At 44.0% G+C, this 17159-nt stretch carries 16 protein-coding genes; 11 read left to right on the plus strand and 5 right to left on the minus strand.

What is annotated here, in order from left to right; translation table 11 throughout:
• The first annotated feature begins 42 nt into the window (after positions 1-42).
• From HQN88_RS25350 to HQN88_RS25370, 5 genes are all read left to right on the plus strand, one after another.
• Positions 43-960 (plus strand): carbohydrate ABC transporter permease, encoded by a 918-nt coding sequence (locus tag HQN88_RS25350; RefSeq protein WP_173117761.1) that lies wholly within the window; start codon positions 43-45, stop codon positions 958-960.
• A gap of 5 nt (positions 961-965) precedes the next feature.
• Positions 966-1754: a carbohydrate ABC transporter permease gene (locus tag HQN88_RS25355; RefSeq protein WP_173117763.1), complete on the plus strand. Its 789-nt coding sequence runs from the start codon at positions 966-968 to the stop codon at positions 1752-1754.
• A 22-nt stretch (positions 1755-1776) separates the two neighbouring features.
• Positions 1777-3171 carry a sulfatase family protein gene (locus tag HQN88_RS25360; protein ID WP_173117765.1) on the plus strand — a complete coding sequence of 465 codons (1395 nt, stop codon included), beginning with the start codon at positions 1777-1779 and terminating at the stop codon, positions 3169-3171.
• Between the two features lies 1 nt (position 3172).
• On the plus strand, positions 3173-4516 hold the full coding sequence (locus HQN88_RS25365) for a sulfatase family protein (protein ID WP_173117767.1): 1344 nt from the start codon (positions 3173-3175) through the stop codon (positions 4514-4516).
• A gap of 183 nt (positions 4517-4699) precedes the next feature.
• Entirely contained in the window at positions 4700-5227 is a 528-nt protein-coding gene (locus HQN88_RS25370) for an NUDIX hydrolase (protein WP_173117769.1), read from the plus strand.
• A gap of 8 nt (positions 5228-5235) precedes the next feature.
• On the opposite strand, the gene HQN88_RS25375 is transcribed toward HQN88_RS25370, so the two are convergent.
• The gene (locus tag HQN88_RS25375; RefSeq protein WP_173117771.1) at positions 5236-6117 is read right to left on the minus strand and encodes a LysR family transcriptional regulator; all 882 of its coding nucleotides are present in this window, start codon (positions 6115-6117) and stop codon (positions 5236-5238) included.
• A gap of 113 nt (positions 6118-6230) precedes the next feature.
• Between HQN88_RS25375 and HQN88_RS25380 the strand changes: the two genes are divergently transcribed.
• The 4 genes from HQN88_RS25380 to HQN88_RS25395 all read left to right on the plus strand — a co-directional run bounded on the left by HQN88_RS25380 (position 6231) and on the right by HQN88_RS25395 (position 9256).
• The gene (locus HQN88_RS25380; RefSeq protein WP_173117773.1) at positions 6231-6632 is read left to right on the plus strand and encodes a tautomerase family protein; all 402 of its coding nucleotides are present in this window, start codon (positions 6231-6233) and stop codon (positions 6630-6632) included.
• Positions 6629-6961, plus strand: coding sequence for a carboxymuconolactone decarboxylase family protein (locus tag HQN88_RS25385; RefSeq protein ID WP_173117775.1), 333 nt, complete (start codon positions 6629-6631; stop codon positions 6959-6961). Before HQN88_RS25380 ends, HQN88_RS25385 begins: the two co-directional genes overlap by 4 nt.
• A gap of 144 nt (positions 6962-7105) precedes the next feature.
• On the plus strand, positions 7106-8188 hold the full coding sequence (locus tag HQN88_RS25390) for a Gfo/Idh/MocA family protein (RefSeq protein ID WP_173117777.1): 1083 nt from the start codon (positions 7106-7108) through the stop codon (positions 8186-8188).
• A gap of 159 nt (positions 8189-8347) precedes the next feature.
• The gene (locus HQN88_RS25395; RefSeq protein ID WP_173117779.1) at positions 8348-9256 is read left to right on the plus strand and encodes an RNA polymerase sigma-70 factor; all 909 of its coding nucleotides are present in this window, start codon (positions 8348-8350) and stop codon (positions 9254-9256) included.
• On the opposite strand, the gene HQN88_RS25400 is transcribed toward HQN88_RS25395, so the two are convergent.
• The 4 genes from HQN88_RS25400 to HQN88_RS25415 all read right to left on the minus strand — a co-directional run bounded on the left by HQN88_RS25400 (position 9245) and on the right by HQN88_RS25415 (position 13599).
• On the minus strand, positions 9245-10342 hold the full coding sequence (locus tag HQN88_RS25400) for a GerAB/ArcD/ProY family transporter (RefSeq protein WP_173117781.1): 1098 nt from the start codon (positions 10340-10342) through the stop codon (positions 9245-9247). The two genes, HQN88_RS25395 and HQN88_RS25400, sit on opposite strands and share 12 nt — an antisense overlap.
• Before the next feature lie 27 nt (positions 10343-10369).
• Complete coding sequence (locus HQN88_RS25405) at positions 10370-11527, minus strand: Ger(x)C family spore germination protein (protein ID WP_173117783.1); 1158 nt, start codon at positions 11525-11527, stop codon at positions 10370-10372.
• The gene (locus HQN88_RS25410) at positions 11524-12972 is read right to left on the minus strand and encodes a spore germination protein (RefSeq protein WP_173117785.1); all 1449 of its coding nucleotides are present in this window, start codon (positions 12970-12972) and stop codon (positions 11524-11526) included. Before HQN88_RS25410 ends, HQN88_RS25405 begins: the two co-directional genes overlap by 4 nt.
• Positions 12973-13119: 147 nt before the next feature.
• On the minus strand, positions 13120-13599 hold the full coding sequence (locus tag HQN88_RS25415) for a carboxymuconolactone decarboxylase family protein (RefSeq protein ID WP_068668263.1): 480 nt from the start codon (positions 13597-13599) through the stop codon (positions 13120-13122).
• A 125-nt stretch (positions 13600-13724) separates the two neighbouring features.
• On the opposite strand from HQN88_RS25415, the gene HQN88_RS25420 reads away from it, so the two are divergent.
• The gene (locus HQN88_RS25420) at positions 13725-14603 is read left to right on the plus strand and encodes an ATP-dependent DNA ligase (protein WP_274319173.1); all 879 of its coding nucleotides are present in this window, start codon (positions 13725-13727) and stop codon (positions 14601-14603) included.
• 206 nt (positions 14604-14809) lie between these two features.
• On the plus strand, positions 14810-17158 hold the full coding sequence (locus tag HQN88_RS25425; RefSeq protein WP_173117787.1) for an AraC family transcriptional regulator: 2349 nt from the start codon (positions 14810-14812) through the stop codon (positions 17156-17158).
• Position 17159 lies beyond the last annotated feature (1 nt).

A 17159-nucleotide genomic window follows, 5' to 3' on the forward strand; every position in this document is an offset into this window, starting at 1 on the left:
ATGAGGTTCCCTCCTCCGTGAGGCATGGAGAGGAGGAACATTGTGGAGCTCGTTTACTCACAGACGAATGTTGAAACAGTCCGATCTAAAAAGAAGAAGCGAGGACGCTTTACCGGATTATTTTTTGCGCTGCCTTTACTAATTTTCGTCTCGGTATTCACGTTTTTCGGTATTTTTTATAATGTGTATATTAGTTTTTTCGAATGGTCGGGTATTGGAAGTAAATTGTTTATCGGATTCGGCAACTACGTAAATTTATTGCAGGACCCGAATTTCTATCAAGCTTTGGGCAATACAGTGATCTTCCTAGTGATGACCATTCCCCTTTCAATGGCGTTTGGACTCTTGCTGGCTACCTTGTTAAACGGCGTATGGGCCGCTAGCAGTCTGTTCAAATCGATTTTCTTTCTTCCTCACATCATTGCGGTCGTTACAGTAGGAACTACGTTTGCCGGTATTTATGAACCGAATTTCGGTTTATTGAACTCCGTTTTGCGGTACGTTGGTTTGGAAAGCTTGGCACATTCCTGGCTATCCGAGCCTGCTACCGCTCTAAATGCTATTGCTGTCGTTTATGTCTTCGCCAATAGCGGGTTTTACATGCTGATTTATTACACAAGTCTCCTTAATATTGATCAGGAAATATTCGATGCATCCAAGATGGACGGGGCCGGCGTGTCGAAGCAGTTCCGGTATATTATTTTCCCTATGCTTAGCGGGACGCATATTACCTTGCTGATTTTAGGAATTATTCATGCACTTAAGGTGTTCGACTTAATCTGGATCATGACAGAAGGCGGTCCTGGAGGAGAAACAGAGCTCATCTCGACGTTTCTTTTTCGGGAGTCACTGCTCAAATACAAAGTGGGATACAGCGGAGCGGTGTCAGTTATTCTGCTTTTAATTGCTTTCGGCTACACGGCATTCCAGCTGCGCGTTTATAACAGGATTAGGAGGTAATGACATTGTTCGGACGCATGCAAGTTTCGGAGAAGATCACGATGAATCTCCTGCTCTTCCTATTGGCTGCTGTTTGGGTCATTCCCCTGATTGATCTTGTCCTGTATTCATTCGAAGGCGCTGGATGGGAGAACTATCAAGCCGTACTCAGTCTGGACTTGTTTCCGCATTTTCTAATTAACAGTTTTATTGTCTCTGTTTCGGTCGTTGTGCTCCTACTCATTGTAGTTGCATTAGCGGCCTTCGGTTTCAGTAAGCTGAGATTTCCCGGGGATTCCTCAGTATTTGCGATTTGTTTGATCGGACTCATGATCCCACCTGTCGCGATGCTCGTTCCCTTGTTTCAAACGGTGAAGTCGTTTCACTGGATGAATACGTATATGTCCTTAATCGGTCCAGAAGTGGCGATGTGTATTCCATTCTCGCTGCTGCTGGCCAGGAATAGTTTCGACGAGGTGCCGAGCGAGCTTATGGAAGCAGCTGAAATTGATGGCTCTAGCGTATGGGGAAGATTCATACATGTGATGCTCCCGCTGTCCATTCCGGTGCTGTCAACCATTGGTATTCTCGCTTTTCTCAACTCGTGGAATCAATATGTGCTGCCGCTTGTTTTCATCAGCAAGGAAACGATGCTGACGGTGACGATGGCGCCTAAATTTTTCATTAAGGAATATACCTCAGATTATCACAAAGTGTTTGCAGCGCTTGTCCTGATTACGATTCCCGTTGTCATTCTCTATATCTTCGGTCAGAAGTATATGCAGCGGGGCTTAACGAGCGGCGCCATCAAATAAATGCCGGATTCTGGAGGTACTCATGAGAGAAGAGAAAACTGGTAAGAAGCCGAATATTGTATTTCTGATCGCGGATGATCATCGATTCGATGGGATTGGTGCTTATGGTAATGAGGTGGTTCGAACACCTGTTCTGGATGATTTGGCGGCAAAAGGAGTTCGATTTTCATCCATGTATACAATGGGTGGTCAAACAGCGGCGCTCTGTGTGCCAAGTCGAGCCTCACTGCTGACTGGGACGAATATCTTCAAAGCGACTGTATCCGAGAAGGAAGTGACGCTCGGGCAGACGGAAAATCAGCAACTGTGGGAGCTGAACCCCGTTTTACCAACCTTGCCTGAGGTATATCGGGGAGACGGGTATAAGACCTACGGCATCGGCAAATGGCATAATGGCAGAGCAAGCTATGCTAGAAGCTTTGCAGGCGGTGCCAACATTTTCTTTGGGGGTATGGGCAATCATATCGGACTACCGGTGCATGACTATGACCCCTCAGGAATTTTCTATGCGGATGACGCCAAGCCTAGTGAGAAGTTTTCTACGGAACTTTTTGCGGATAGCGCTGTTGACTTTATACAACAACATCACGGTGAAGAGCCGTTCTTCTTGTATGTGGCTTTTACGGCACCGCACGACCCACGGACACCTCCACAGTCCCATCTTGATCAATATCCGCTGGAGGGGATACCGCTTCCTGACAATTTCATGACGGAGCATCCTTTTGATAATGGAGAGCTGTCTGTGCGGGATGAATGTTTGGCATCCTTCCCACGCAAGCCGGACGAGATACGCCAGCACCTTGCTGAGTATTATAGTATGATCACGCATATGGATGAGCAGATTGGACGTATTGTACAGGCTTTACAAGACAGCGATCAAGATGAACATACGATTATCGTGTATACCGCGGATCATGGGATTGCACTTGGGCAGCATGGACTCCTTGGTAAGCAAAATTTATACGAACACAGCCTTCATATCCCGCTCATTATGCGGGGGCCGGGTTTGCCGGAAGGTGTGGAGGTTCGCGGACTTGGTTGCCAAATGGATATATATCCGACCTTGTGTGAGTTAACGGGGAACGCGAGTAGACCCCAGGTTGAAGGCAGGAGTTTGGTGCCGCTGCTTGAAGGCAATGAGGGTGCGGTAAGGAAGAGTGTATTTGGCGCTTACAAAAATGTGCAACGCATGGTCAGCGACGGCCGCTGGAAGCTCATTCACTATTTTCGCTGTGAAGAGGTCGGTTCTAACCGGACCCAGCTGTTCGATTTGCAAGCTGACCCATGGGAATTGAGTAATTTAGCTAAAGATTCTGCTAAGAAAGAGCACTTGCAGCGGCTTGAGGAAGAACTGCTAGCATGGCAAGTAGCGGTGAAGGATCCGATGAAGCTAGTCAGCGAGAGGAGTCCAGAATAGGATGACGCGTCCCAACTTTTTATTTCTATTTCCAGATACGCACCGCGGGGATTGGATGCCTTATGATGCTGCAACTTTAGCTGCGCTCGGAATGGATGAATTGCCGCTGAGCATGCCCTACATTGAATCGCTGATGAAAGAGGGTGTCACCTTTACGAAGGCGGTCACTTCTTCACCGCTTTGCGCGCCAGCGCGAGCTTGCCTAGCATCGGGGTTGCGATATAATAAGCCAGAAGTGACCGGCAATCATGAGAATTATGATATTTCCCGGAAAACCTTTTATTCCGTATTAAAAGAGAATGGTTACCGCGTCGGCGGCGTCGGCAAATTCGATCTCCACAAAGCGACGCATTGGTGGGGACTGGATGGCTGGATCGATGAACTCGGCGATCTAGGCTTTACGGATGCCATTGATAACGCGGGCAAAATCGACGCAATCATTTCAGGTGAAAATTCGCCCCAAGACCCGTACATGGCGTATCTGTATCGCGAAGGTTTAGCCGCTATCCATCTAGCCGATATGAAGGATCGCGGCAGGCGAACGGAGGCAACCGCGCTTCCTGATGAAGCATATTGCGACAATTGGTTGACGCGGGGCGGAGTTCAGATGCTGGAATCATTCCCGCAGGGGCAGCCATGGTTGCTGCAGGTCAACTTTGTGTGCCCACATGAGCCATTTGACATTACGTCTCGGATGAAAGCGGAATGGGAGCATGTTGATTTCGCCGAACCTAATCGTTGTTCACTGCCTCAAGAGGAGTGGAACCCGATCCGGCAAAATTACGCAGCGATGCTGGCCAATATCGACCGTAACATTGGATTATTGCTCGATACCGTCAGGCAGCGCGGCGAGTTAGACAATACGGTAATCATCTATTCCTCGGATCATGGGGATATGTTGGGCGACTTTGATAAATTCGGGAAATGTAAGCCTGAACGCGGGTCGGTGCATATTCCATTGGTGATTAGCGGTCCAGGGATCCAAAAGGGGACGTACAGCGAGGAACTGGCTGAGTTGCAGGATGTGACCCGTACGATCCTCGACTTTGCTGGTTTAGCAATGCCCGAAGCGGAGGATTCCCTTTCGCTCAAACGCATTCTGCAGGGGGAAGCCGAAGCGTCGTTACCATTACGCAAGGTGCAGATTGCAGGCTTGGACGAAGGGCCGCAGCATCCGAGTTCTTGGCGGCTCGCTTCGGATGGGGAGTGGAAGCTGATCGTGGAACGGAACCAACCGGATCGTCTGTATCATCTGTCCAGCGATCCTTGGGAGAACCGAAACGTGGCGGATGATCATCCAGAAGTGACGGTGAGGCTGAAGGCTGAGCTGCACGGGTATCTATAGGGAAGAAATGTAAAGGAGCTGAAGCGTGTTTGCGCTTAGCTCCTTTGTTGTACTTTCGCACGCATTTGCGATCGAGAGAGGTCAATGGGAGAAAAAGGTTGCACTTTTGCACTTTCACACACGCATAACGCAATCAATGCCCTATAATGAAGTCGAATGAAGACATAAATGGGGGATGATTTTGTGCAATTGATCAGAAAAATCACAGATAACGATATCCTAGGAAGTCCACTCGAATTACTAGATACCATCTCTCGACACGGATCAAGAGGCGTTTTAGTAGATAGCCAGTTACAAGTTGCCATGATGTATATGTCCAAAACGAATCTGTACAAGCTGCCTGGCGGTGGGGTAGATAAAGGAGAAAATTCAAAGGATGCTTTTCTACGTGAAATCCAAGAAGAGACGGGTTACGATGCAGAAATTCTTCATGAATTGGGGTATATCGAAGAGCATAAAAACAGAAACAAGTTTTTGCAATTCTCCTACTGCTACATAGCAAAAGCACACGCTAGCTTCCGCGATACGATGCTTACTGACAACGAAATTCAGCTAGGGATGGTCGTTCAATGGATGACACTCCACCAAGCTTTGGCAGTGATGCAGGAGTCGGTGCTAAATTGTACCGATTACTCAGCCAAATTTATGCTTTTGCGAGATAAGACAATACTTGAAGAGGCCGCGCGCATATTAACTGGAGAGGCTGTATAGAAGGACGCTCAAGAGCCGGTTATTCCCTTTTTCAAAAGTTGTACGAACAATTGCTTATGCGAGAAAGGGGGCGTGTGCTGTCTACGAAGCATCAAGATTCCGATGGGGATAACTGGTTCATCCCATACAACATCCATTCTCACCAATTCCGGGATCAAAGGAGTCGAATCCAGAACGAGACCCACTGCCAGGGTTCCTTTAGCAAAATGAGGGATGGCTGAAATTTGGTTTATGGTATGAAGATTGGGAAGCGTTACTTCGTAATGAGATAGTCGTTTTGTTATTTGAGAAAAATAGAGACAGGTGGGTCCCCCTGAGATAATGGGGTATTGTAGAAGCTCACGGAATGGTACTTGATTTCGTTCCAGAAGTGGATGACTTCGATCAACGACAATAGCAACTTTCTCTTGATAAAGAGGCTCGAAAAAGAAAGGCGATGAATCGGATGGTTCTCCGCAAATTGCGAAATCGAGCTCTTTTTTTATAATCGCCTGTGCCAAAGTGTCGGTATTTCCCATCGTGAATTGACAGGAGATTCGTGGCTTCTGTTCGTGAAATAGCCGCATAATGCTTGGGAGTAACGTCTGCATGGCAGATTCGATTCCGCCTATGTACAAGTTGCCGATCTCATCCTGCTGCAAAGCTTTGGTTAAATTGGCTACATCGTTCCAATGTTGAATGAGTTTATCAATCTCCGACGCGAATCGTTCCCCTGCGCTTGTCAGTTCTACGTCCCATCCTCTGTTGAAAAGTTGTATGCCAATTTCCTTTTCTAGTCGTTGCATTTGGTTCGATATCGTAGATTGCGCATAATTCAATTTTTCCGCTGCACGAGAGAAGGTCCCCTCTTTAAGAATCGTTTGGAAAGTGATTAATTCTTTTAAATCCAAATCCCTCAAACCTCCATCGATAAATGTGATTAAGATCATTATTTTATTCCATTATATAGATTGAGATTCACGGAGTACAATGTAGCTATCTCAACAAGGGAGTGATGCATGGTATGCCATTCATAAGAGTCGGCTACTACGAGAACCAATATGATCGAAACAAGTTAGGAAAGATCAGTCGAACAATTGGGAAGGCGTTGGTGGAGTACTTCAATGTACCGGAAGACGATGTATTTCAAGTATTTCATTCTCATAAGGAAGGTGAGTTTTATTACAGTTCTAACTATCTAGGTGTCGAAAGAAGCGATGGACTGCTATTCATTCAAATAACACTAAAATCAGGGAGAACGACTTCGCAGAAGAAAGGTTTTTATCGAGCGCTAGCTGAACGTTTATCCAATGAGCTTCCGATGCGGAAAGAAGATGTGTTTGTGGTATTAGTGGATAACGAATTCGAGGATTGGTCATTCGGTAATGGAGAAGCACAGATGCTCCAGATCGGTAGTGACCTATGACTCATCGGAAAATAGCGTCTACCGCAAGGGAAGCTTACGGTGAAATCGCGCCAGCATTCGTTGCATACTCGGATGATGTGCTTTTCGGAGATTTGTGGCGAAGGGAGCAACTTTCTCTTCGGGATCGAAGCTTAGTCACCATTGCGGTGCTGGCAGCGGGAGGTATGACAGAACAACTACCGTATCACTTAGGGTTGGCTATAGAGAATGGCCTAAGCATAGAAGAATTAGTAGAAGCTATTACACATATGGCCTTCTATGCAGGATGGCCTCGAGCGGCTTCGGCTCTTGGTATCGTAAAGGGGATCAGCGAGTCGATAGAGCGGTGATTTGGCGAATGTCGCAATCTTACACTTCCGATGGCATCAATATGAACTAAAAAATCGTCCTTCTATATGCTATTGTCAATCTATATTGAAATGAAGCGGAAGTTCGGACTTCATACACTTTCATAGAGAGAAGGATTGACGACGATGAGCAAGAAGCTGCGTATTGGGATAATCGGAACTGGGGGCATTGCCAAGTCCCATATATCCGCGTATAAAAAGCTTGATTATGTGGAGATTGTAGGTGTGGCCGATGTCATCCCCGGCAAGGCGTCAGCATTCGCACAGAAGGAAGGATTAACGGAAGCCGCTTTATTTGATAGCCATACAGGTTTATTGCAATTAGATTTGGATGGGGTTAGCATTTGTACGCCGAACGTTTCCCATCACGTAACGACTGTGGATTCTTTACGCTCAGGAAAGAATGTGTTACTTGAGAAACCGATGTCGGTAACACTTCAAGAAGGTATCGATATGACACAGGCGGCCAAAGAGAGCGGGAAGATGCTAACACTAGGTTTCCAGCCTCGTTATGATCCGAATATGAAGCTCTTGCAAACGATTGTGCAGTCAGGACGCCTTGGCAATGTCTATTACGTAGAGACGGGAGGCGGGCGTCGCCGGGGTATGCCGGGCGGTACATTCATCAGTAAACAACTCGCCGGAGCAGGTGCGATGGCGGATATTGGTTGTTACTCATTAGACATGGCGCTTAATACGCTTGGATATCCTCGTCCGCTAACGGTGTCCGCATTTACGTCTAACCATTTCGGCACGAACTCCTTATATCATCCGGAAGCGAGTAAATTCGAAGTCGAAGATTTCGGGGTTGCGATGGTGCGTTTCGAGAATGATCTTGTGCTGCAATTCAAAATATCGTGGGCCATGCACATGGATACCCTTGGAGCAACGATGTTTCTCGGTACGGATGCGGGTCTTAAAGTGACGCCGTCCGGTACTGGGCCTTGGTCAGGGGTATGGGATGGCTCCGTAGGTTCTATCACGCTATTCCATGATGAATTCGGTGGACATACAGCGACGCCAGTTCCACTTGTCGAGCATAAATTGAATCTGTTCGATCAGAAAGTACACGATTTTGCCGAAGCGATTCGAGATGGTCGACCAGCGCCAATACCTGGTGAGCAGATTCTTATCCAACAAGCGATTATTGATGGCGTACTGCGCTCTGCGGCGGCCCGTCGTGAGGTATCTGTGGAGTTGCCTCGCTAAAATTGTGATATACATGAAATAAAGAAAGGCAGCCAATGATGGCTGTTTTTTTATTTTCAAGTTTTATGTCACAGATGGATATCGCCAGTTGTCTTATCAAAGACGCACGTTTGTGTCAGAACGGCTGAAGTATCTCTTTAGGAATGAAGGAGGGTTATTATGCAAAGTTTTACAATGGATCAACCCACAACGAGTATGGAGGATTTGTATACAACCTATAAGCCTCATTTGTTTTCCATTGCGTACCGGATGCTTGGTTCTAGATCGGATGCAGAAGATATGGTTCAAGACTTATTCCTAAGCATCCATGGTCATATCAATGAGAATATTCATAATACCAAGTCATACTTAAGTAAAATGATGGTCAACCGATGTTTGAATGAATTAAAGTCAGCGCGGAAAAAAAGAATTAGCTATGTAGGAAATTGGCTGCCAGAACCAATGGTGCGGATGAACGAGGATAGTCCGTTGGAAAGCGCAGAGCGCCATGATACGATTTCTTATGCTTTTCTTATTCTGATGGATAAGCTGACTCCATTGGAGAGAGCTGTGTTTATTCTTCGCGAAGTTTTTGCGTATGAACATAATGAAATTAGTGAAATGTTTAATAAAACGGAAGTGAATTGCCGGAAAATATTCAGTCGTGTCAAGAAGAAGGTAGATCTGTCTTCAGAAAAGCAGGGGAATCCATCCGCCCGTCTAGTTGAGGAAAAGGAACTAGTGACACGATTCATTGCGGCAATTTCGAATGGTAACATTCAATCCTTGGTGGATATGTTAACAGAAGATGTCATCCTGATTGCAGATGGTGGAGGGAAAGTGTCGGCAGCTATCCGTCCTATATATTGGAAAGAACGTGTGCTCAAGTTGTTGCGTGCGCTCTCTGACAGTCGTTTCCCCGTTTCGAAAGCTCAGCTTGTCCAGGTCAATGAGCGCCCTGGGGTGCTGTTATCGCAAGATGATATCCCAACGGGTGTCATTTGTTTTGAATGGGATGACCAAACCATGAGCATTCAACGTATTTACATTATTGTGAATCCAGACAAACTACAACATTTAGCTGTTTGAGGTTTTACGGCGAAGTCGAATACTGCCAATTGCCCATAAAATTAAGGGAATAACAAGGTAGACGGCAGGATAAAAGAAGCTAATCAGAAACATGTTCTTAAGTGTAAACGAAAGCCGAAGATGGTGTGTGCTATAGATGACGTATATCAACAAGATGAAAGCCATGACGTACGAAATAAGCTTCCAGTTCTTAATTCCTGTCCACTCCGATAAACCATAGCTTAGGATAAATAAGCATACGGCTAATTTAATGAAAGCACCAAGCAGCCAAAGTGGGATAAAAAAAGCATCGATATTTTGAACAAAATTAAGAATGGATATGAATTTAGTTAGTGAATAGACAGGAGCAATTAATTTAGCAGCCACGTTGGGTCCAGTCACAAAGAGCAGAACCAGCGTGGTCAGAACACCCCATACCATCGCTACCGCTGTGCCCCATAGGATTGCTCTTGTAGCGGTGCGCTTATTCTCGGCGAAAAAGAACAGCATGAGAATGATCGAAGGATCCATCATATAACTGTAAGAACGAAACGTGCCCTCCAGAATAGGAGCCCAACCTGAATCTGCATAAATGGGCAGAATCCGATTTACCTCCATATCCTGAGGATTCAAGAATAGCTGCACGAATAACATGCCTACGAAGAAGGGCCCAATCATTTCGGCACAGCGGCTGATTGTCGTAATCCCACCTTTATAAATCGCAAAGGCAAGTAGAAATAACATACACATGACGATGGTGATCATCGGTGTGTTATGGACGAGTACTAAATTAACAAATTCGGCCATACCTCTCAAGATTGTAGACATTTGCATAAACCATAGTAGGAAATACACGGTGATGATAATTTTCCCAAGCAAAGTACCAAATAGGTCTTTCATGAAATTGACCAACGTTTTATCCTTGTTCTGCATGCAAACGCGGAGCATCATCCACGTGGTCGCCATCATGATGATGCCGCCGAGTAGAATAGAAATCCAACAGTCCTGACGTGACTGCTCCGCGGCTAATTGGATGGGGAGGTAGGAAACCACGATGATGGAAGAAATACTAACTAACCAAAACATTTGATAGCCGCTTACTTTCATACCCCTCGTTGTCACCCCTTACCTTTCTTATTCTAATTGAGCACCAATCACTCCGACGGATCTGAGTTGTATATTCGCTTGGACATGGACTTCGACTTTCTTGAAATTTTCATCCCAATCGTTCCTTTGCGCCTTCCACCAGTAAGGATATTTGCGATGAAGATAGGCACCGATACCAAAAACATCAGGTCCCCATTGCTGAACTTTCCCTAATGCAAGTTGTAATCTTGACTGGATTTGTTCATTGAGGTACTTCTTGACCTCTGACATGTTAGCTACTTCGGACATATCTAGGGAGGTTGTGTTTTCAAGAAGATAGGCTTGTGCCTTGACCGTTATGACAACCTGACGCGGATCATGACTACGGACAGATTGAATATGACGCCCAAGATGAGTTAGTCGAAACGATAGGACGCCATTGCCGTCCTTCCATGGAATAGTCACACCTATTGAGCTACCTTTCCCAGACAACCAAGCGACATCTTCGCCTTCGGAATTGTCCAGTGCGCCATCGACTTTCAGTTTTTTGTTTATAACAGCGTATCCGGATAATAAAGCTATCGGACCCGCCTTTTGGGTGTTCACCTTCACATTCTTGATTTGGAGAATCGGTACAAGAGAGCAGGTTTCCTGTGTTACGCTATCAATAATAAATTGCCTAGTAGAGAAACTCTTCAATCCGTTAATGTGCAATTCTTTGCCGGCAGCGATACTCGAGATATTTTCCATAGGATGCTTAATCATCAGGAACTCCTTGGCATTGTTTCCTTTGATCATGATGGTGACATCTCGTTGATTGTTCGCAGGATCTCTCCCCAGTTTATCGAATAATTGGCTAACGTCATTCTTGTTAAAAAATTCCTCGCTGATCGCAATTAGTATGCGATGGCTCGTCATCAATCGACGGGACATCTCCCTCTGTACTTTTTGAGTGGCTTCAAAAACATCTTTTCCTATGGCCGAGATGACGATAAAGCTATCGGAATCACTGGATCCGCTTTTATATGTATTCATCTTAGAGGGGATTGCGATCTGATAGCTAACTTCCATATTCCCGTTCTCCGCATGATCAATCGCGGTCCCCATAACGAAAGCTAGTTGGTTCGGTTCTACAAAATCTGTGCAGCTGGTCAAAAGCATAAGGAGAAATAATAACATGCATGTTTGGAAGACAACACGGATCATGTTGAACGTCCTTTCTTGTTGCGACCGTTCTTGATCCAGAAGGGATATCGAATAAGCAGATCTCTAATCCGTTTTCCATCGAATGGGGCTACTGGGCTTAAGTACGGTGTTCCAAAGGATTCCAGGGATACTAAATGGATCAACAAGAAAATAATGCCGAAAGCAAAGCCAACAAACCCTAAGAACCCAGAGATGAACAGCATTAGATACCGGATTAATCGAAAAGGGAGCGTGGCGCTGTATCTGGGTATTGTATATGCTGCTACGCCTGTTAACGAAATGACGATGATGATCGGCGTGGAGATGATACCGGCTTCGACAGCGGCTTGCCCGATGACCAAGGCACCGATAATGCTGACGACAGGCCCGAGTTGATTAGGGAGATGAACACCAGCCTCTTGTAATCCATCAAAAATAAACATCATAAGGAATACCTCAATAACGGTGGGGAATGGCGTGTTTTCCCTTGCTGTTGCTATACCAATCATAAGGTAACTCGGAACCATTTCGGGATGGAAGGTGGACAGTGCGACGTAGATAGCAGGTAATGCGAATGAAATGAACGTCATAATGTATCGGATCAGCCGAGTTATGATGACAAATATAAACCGCTCGAAATAGTCGTCTGCGGATTGAAGACCTGACCAGAGGGTAACAGGCAGAATAAGAGCAAAGGGGGTTCCGTTCGTGAGCAGAGCGACCTTTCCCTCTATTAAACTTGCAGCTACGATATCAGGCCTCTCGGTATTCTGGATTTGCGAGAAGATGGAGAAGGAACTATTCTCCAGCCATTCTTCGATATATGCGGAATCAATGATGCCGTCCATTTCGATTTTACCGAGCTTTTCTCTTACTTCTGTTAAAACTTTTTCATCTGCAAGCCCCTTCATATAAGTAAGAATGACATCCGTTTGTGTGTATTTGCCAATTGTAAAAGATTCCATTTTCAGAAGCGGGTGAATGATCCTGCGTCTAATTAACGTCGTATTCGTGCGGATATGTTCCACGAAGCCTTCCTTGGAGCCACGCAATGTCGCTTCTTTCATTGGCTCTTGAATACCTCTTGTCTCATATCCTTGGACTTGAGCAATGAGCGCAGAAGCATCCCCGTCGATCAATATAGCTAAGCTGCCGTGCAGGATATGGTTAACCAAATGCTCCATGGATTTGTCGGTCTTGATATCAGTTAGTGGCAACCATTCACGTCTGAACATCTCAGTAAGAGATTGGATACGATCAATACCTTGCGGCAAGCCGCTGAAGATTAATGGTTTCAGAATGTTATCTTCTACGCTTTGTAGGCGAGTCATCCCGTCCAAATACACGAGTAGAAGTTGGCTTTCATCCGTTAACGTAAAGGAGCGTATGACAATATCGGAGCAATCCTTGAACTGTTCGCTGAGGTAGTCTTCATTCACTTCTATACTCGTGCTAATTGCATCCATGGACGATCCCTCCAGGCCTACGATCTCAAAGATAGTATGAACAGAGCGGAAAGTGCTTATGCAGAAATTGGAATGAATGAGAATGGAGTCAGGAGGAAATAGAAAAAGAACCCTTCGCAGGGTTCTTAGTGGGTGCTTGGAATGAGATTAACTCAATCCAGCTTTTGTTAGTCCAAATGCTACATCTGCAGAGCCTGGTACGTTCTTAAAAGCAACATTAATTCGATTCCATGCATTAATAGCCATTACGGAGAAAGTCAGATCTGAGATTTCTTTTTCAGAAAATTGGCCACGAACGCGATCATACAATTCGTCAGGCACACCATGTTCAGGTAGCTTAGTCAGGATCTCTGTCCAAGCCAACGCAGCACGTTCGCGTGGTGCAAATAGCGTGGATTCACGCCAGATTGCAATGTGGTAGAGACGAAGCTCGCCTTCCCCATGGATCTTCGCTTGCTTAACGTGCATGTCTAGACAGAATCCGCAACCATTCATCTGTGAAGCTCGAATGTGAACAAGATCAAGAATCTTTTCTTCGATGGCACTATCCTGCTCCGCGGTGCTGAATTCCAGCATTTTTTTGAAAAGCTCAGGAGATTGCTGCATATAATTTAAACGTTGTGTCATAAGTGATTACCTCCAATTTTTTTTGACACTTATAAGACAACTGAGGGCATTCATGTGTGACATCAAACTGATTATTATTTATTGTTTACCGTGGGAAACAGTTACCAATAGGCAGAAAGTTCATAGTGAAGTATCATTTAACTCAGGGTGATAATAATATGTTCATTTCTCCTATGATGCTGTACAATGCCAAGAATAACCAACCGTTTTACAGCAAGAATCATATTGCGGAATTAAAATTAGATGGTTTACGATGTATTCTTTCCAATATGGATAAACTGTATGTGTATACGAGAAACAATGACTTAATTACGCATAAATTTCCTGAGTTACTAAGATGCCCTGTACCGGAAGACACCATACTTGATGGTGAATTAGTCGTGCTGGATGATCAAGGGAAACCTGATTTCGAAGCCATGTCCGCAAGGTTTTTATCACCAAAAAATAAGAAACCTGTGGTTTTTTGTGCTTTTGACATTTTGCGATACAAAGGAATTGACGTCACGGGTTTAAGTTTGCTGAAGCGTAAAGAACTATTGAACCAGGCTTTTAAAGAAAATGAAAATTATAAAAAAATTGAAATGTTTGAAGGAAATGCAATTGATTATTATGAACAAGTTCGTGGCCGCGGGCTTGAGGGCATTATTATAAAGTCAAAAAAAGAAAATTCCATATACGAAATAAACAAACGCTCCATCCGCTGGCAAAAAGTAATTAATTGGACGTATGCCGATGTTTACATTTCTGGTTATAGAAAAAACAATTTTGCCTTACTTGCTTCCATAGATGGAGCAGATGGATCTAAGTTGCCAGTAGGCATCATTGAATCAGGCGTGTCCGCTCTTCATATGAAGGCCATAGAAGGTGTGAAGAGGCGATTAGTTTTCAAGGAAGATAAGAACTTTGCTTATATGGAACCGCGGATCATGGCCAGGATTAAGACGAGGAGTTGGACCCAAAGCGGAAGACTTCGTTCACCGGAATTTATTGAATTTGTTATTTAATTATATGGAAGGCTGAAGTCACCAGGGAAGGTGGTTTCAGTCTTTTTACGTATTGTCCGTATCCCTTCATTTTCATAATTTACACGGTTCTAGCACACAATAGTCGTACATTTATAGGAAACGACTAATATTACAGTGTACATTAGAGCAAAGAGCAATTACATTTAGAGGATATAGACAGAAGAAATAAAGGAGAACATACATGCATGAATATAAAATCTTTTTTAGGAGCAAAAGCTTATTTCATAAAAATGGTGTTATGGATCAGCATGGCCATTCTTATACTTGTGGTTGTTCTTTCCACGGTTGTTTATATTAATTCGCAAAATCTATTGGTTAAAAATGAATATGCATCCAATCAAAAAATACTGTATCAAGTCAAGTATAATATGTCGTTCATGGATCAAACGATTTCCAATTTATCGAAATTTCTTTACTTAAATAGCGATGTAACCGCTATCATGTATGCGAAGCAGGAAGATATGATTGCAGTGTCAAGCCACTTGGCGAAAGTCGTCAGTTCTGTCACTTCAGCAAATCCTTATATTCATTCCATTGGCATTTATAATCGGAATTTGGATCAATCATATAGTTCGGGTTTTCCTTTGTTTTTTAAAGATCAGATGCTCTACGATTTTATTAATTCGAATCAAGCCCTGCCGAAGTTGAAACCGATTTTTCGTGATATCAAAAAACTGGTAAACGGGGTAACCGAGCCTGAGTATGTATTCTCCTATTTCATCTACGAAACTACATCGAGTGAGGCTAAGCCGGACGGCGTTGTCGTTATTAACGTTAAACCGCAGTGGTTGCTAGAGAATATTAATCAAATTAATATGATTGATAAGAAAAAAGGCGATAATGTTTTTATTTTGGACCAGTATGGTAAGTACTTGGATGATGGCACCAATGACCCGACGATTAAGGAGTGGCTGAAAAGTGACTTTTTGGGGTATAAAACTGAACATCCACAGGCACAACGAGATGGTTTTTTTCAAAGCAAGCATGGCGGAACGCAATATTTAGTGACGTACACGAATGTCGATAACACGGGGATGACCCTGCTAAAAACACAGCCAATCCTTGAAATCTATACCTATATCAATAGATTAAGAAATAGTATTATCATCATCACGCTCATTTTTCTTGTCATGGCCATTGTGATATCCATTGGTATTTCCCGGAAAATATATGGGCCCGTGGGGAAACTGGTGAATTCTATCATGTTGGACCGGATCCGGAGATCGGACAAAGACGAGGTCGTCGATGAGATCTCTTATTTAAACACCGTCTACAGACAATCTATGGAGATGCTTGATCATTTTGATAAGGAAAAGGTGCAGTTTAAAGATGTTATGAAGCATTATTGGTTAAGCAGGCTGCTCACAGAGAGTTTATCCATCGGCAGATCTGAATTAGAAAATATTTTTAAAGAAATGAGAATTTCATTATCCTTGGAAGGTTCATATGCCATATGTGTATTGAAAATCGATAACTATAAGGAATTTCAGCATTCGTTCCATGCCAAGGATAAAGATACGATTCGCTTTGCTATGATCAATATTGCTTCCGAAATTATGGCCAAAAAGTTCCCTAACGAAGGTCTGGATATGAAAGACGATCATGTCGTGTTGATTGTAAGTATTCCAGAGGCGGATGAGCAGTTCCCTCATCATATCGTTCCTCTCCTTAAAGAAGCTCAGGAGAACGTTTCCCGATACTTTAAAATTTCCTTCACGGCATCGATCAGTGAGAAGACGACTCACATGCAGGAATTACACGGATTGTATAATAAGGCGCTGGATCAAGCGATGTATCGCTTATTATTAGGGCATTCAGCTGTCATGACTTATGAAACGGTTAAGAAAAATGTGGAGAGTAAAAAAACAGGGCATCCCAAAAGTCTTGAGGATCGGTTTCTGGAAACGATGAAAACGGGTGATATCACAGCGATGGAGGGGGTATTAGCCCATATATTTGAGGAGTTGGGCACGCTAAACTATCACAATGCGTTGGTCTCTATCATAAGACTCGTGGATGCCGTCATAGAGACGCTCGAAGAAATGAAAGTGACGGTAGCGCCATCTTTGCATATTTCATCCATTAGCCGCAATATTTTAGAGAAAGAGACGATTGTCGATATCCATCGAATTATTTTAGGTGCCCTGCAAGATTCGTTCAAAAAAGATCACGAGGGAAATACCAATAAACTCAACTATTTCTTAGTGGATGCGGTTACGGAATACATTCAAAATCATTTCCAAGATCCGTCTTTAAGCCTGACTTCGATCGCTTCGATCATGAAAATTTCCACAAGAAATTTAAGCAAAATATATAAGGAAGCTACGCAGATATCGATTCCTGATTATATTAATGAGTTTCGTTTAGCCAAAGCGGCAGAGCTGCTTATCCAAGATAACCTGAGTGTATATGAAATAGTTGAAAAGGTGGGCATCATGAATGAAACCTATTTTTTCAGTATGTTCAAAAAGAAATACAAGGTCACACCGAAGGAGTATGCCTTGCGCAGAAATATGACGAAATTGAATCAGTAGA

Origin of the sequence: Paenibacillus qinlingensis, assembly GCF_013204845.1 — a bacterium.
Lineage (GTDB): Bacteria > Bacillota > Bacilli > Paenibacillales > NBRC-103111 > Paenibacillus_E > Paenibacillus_E qinlingensis.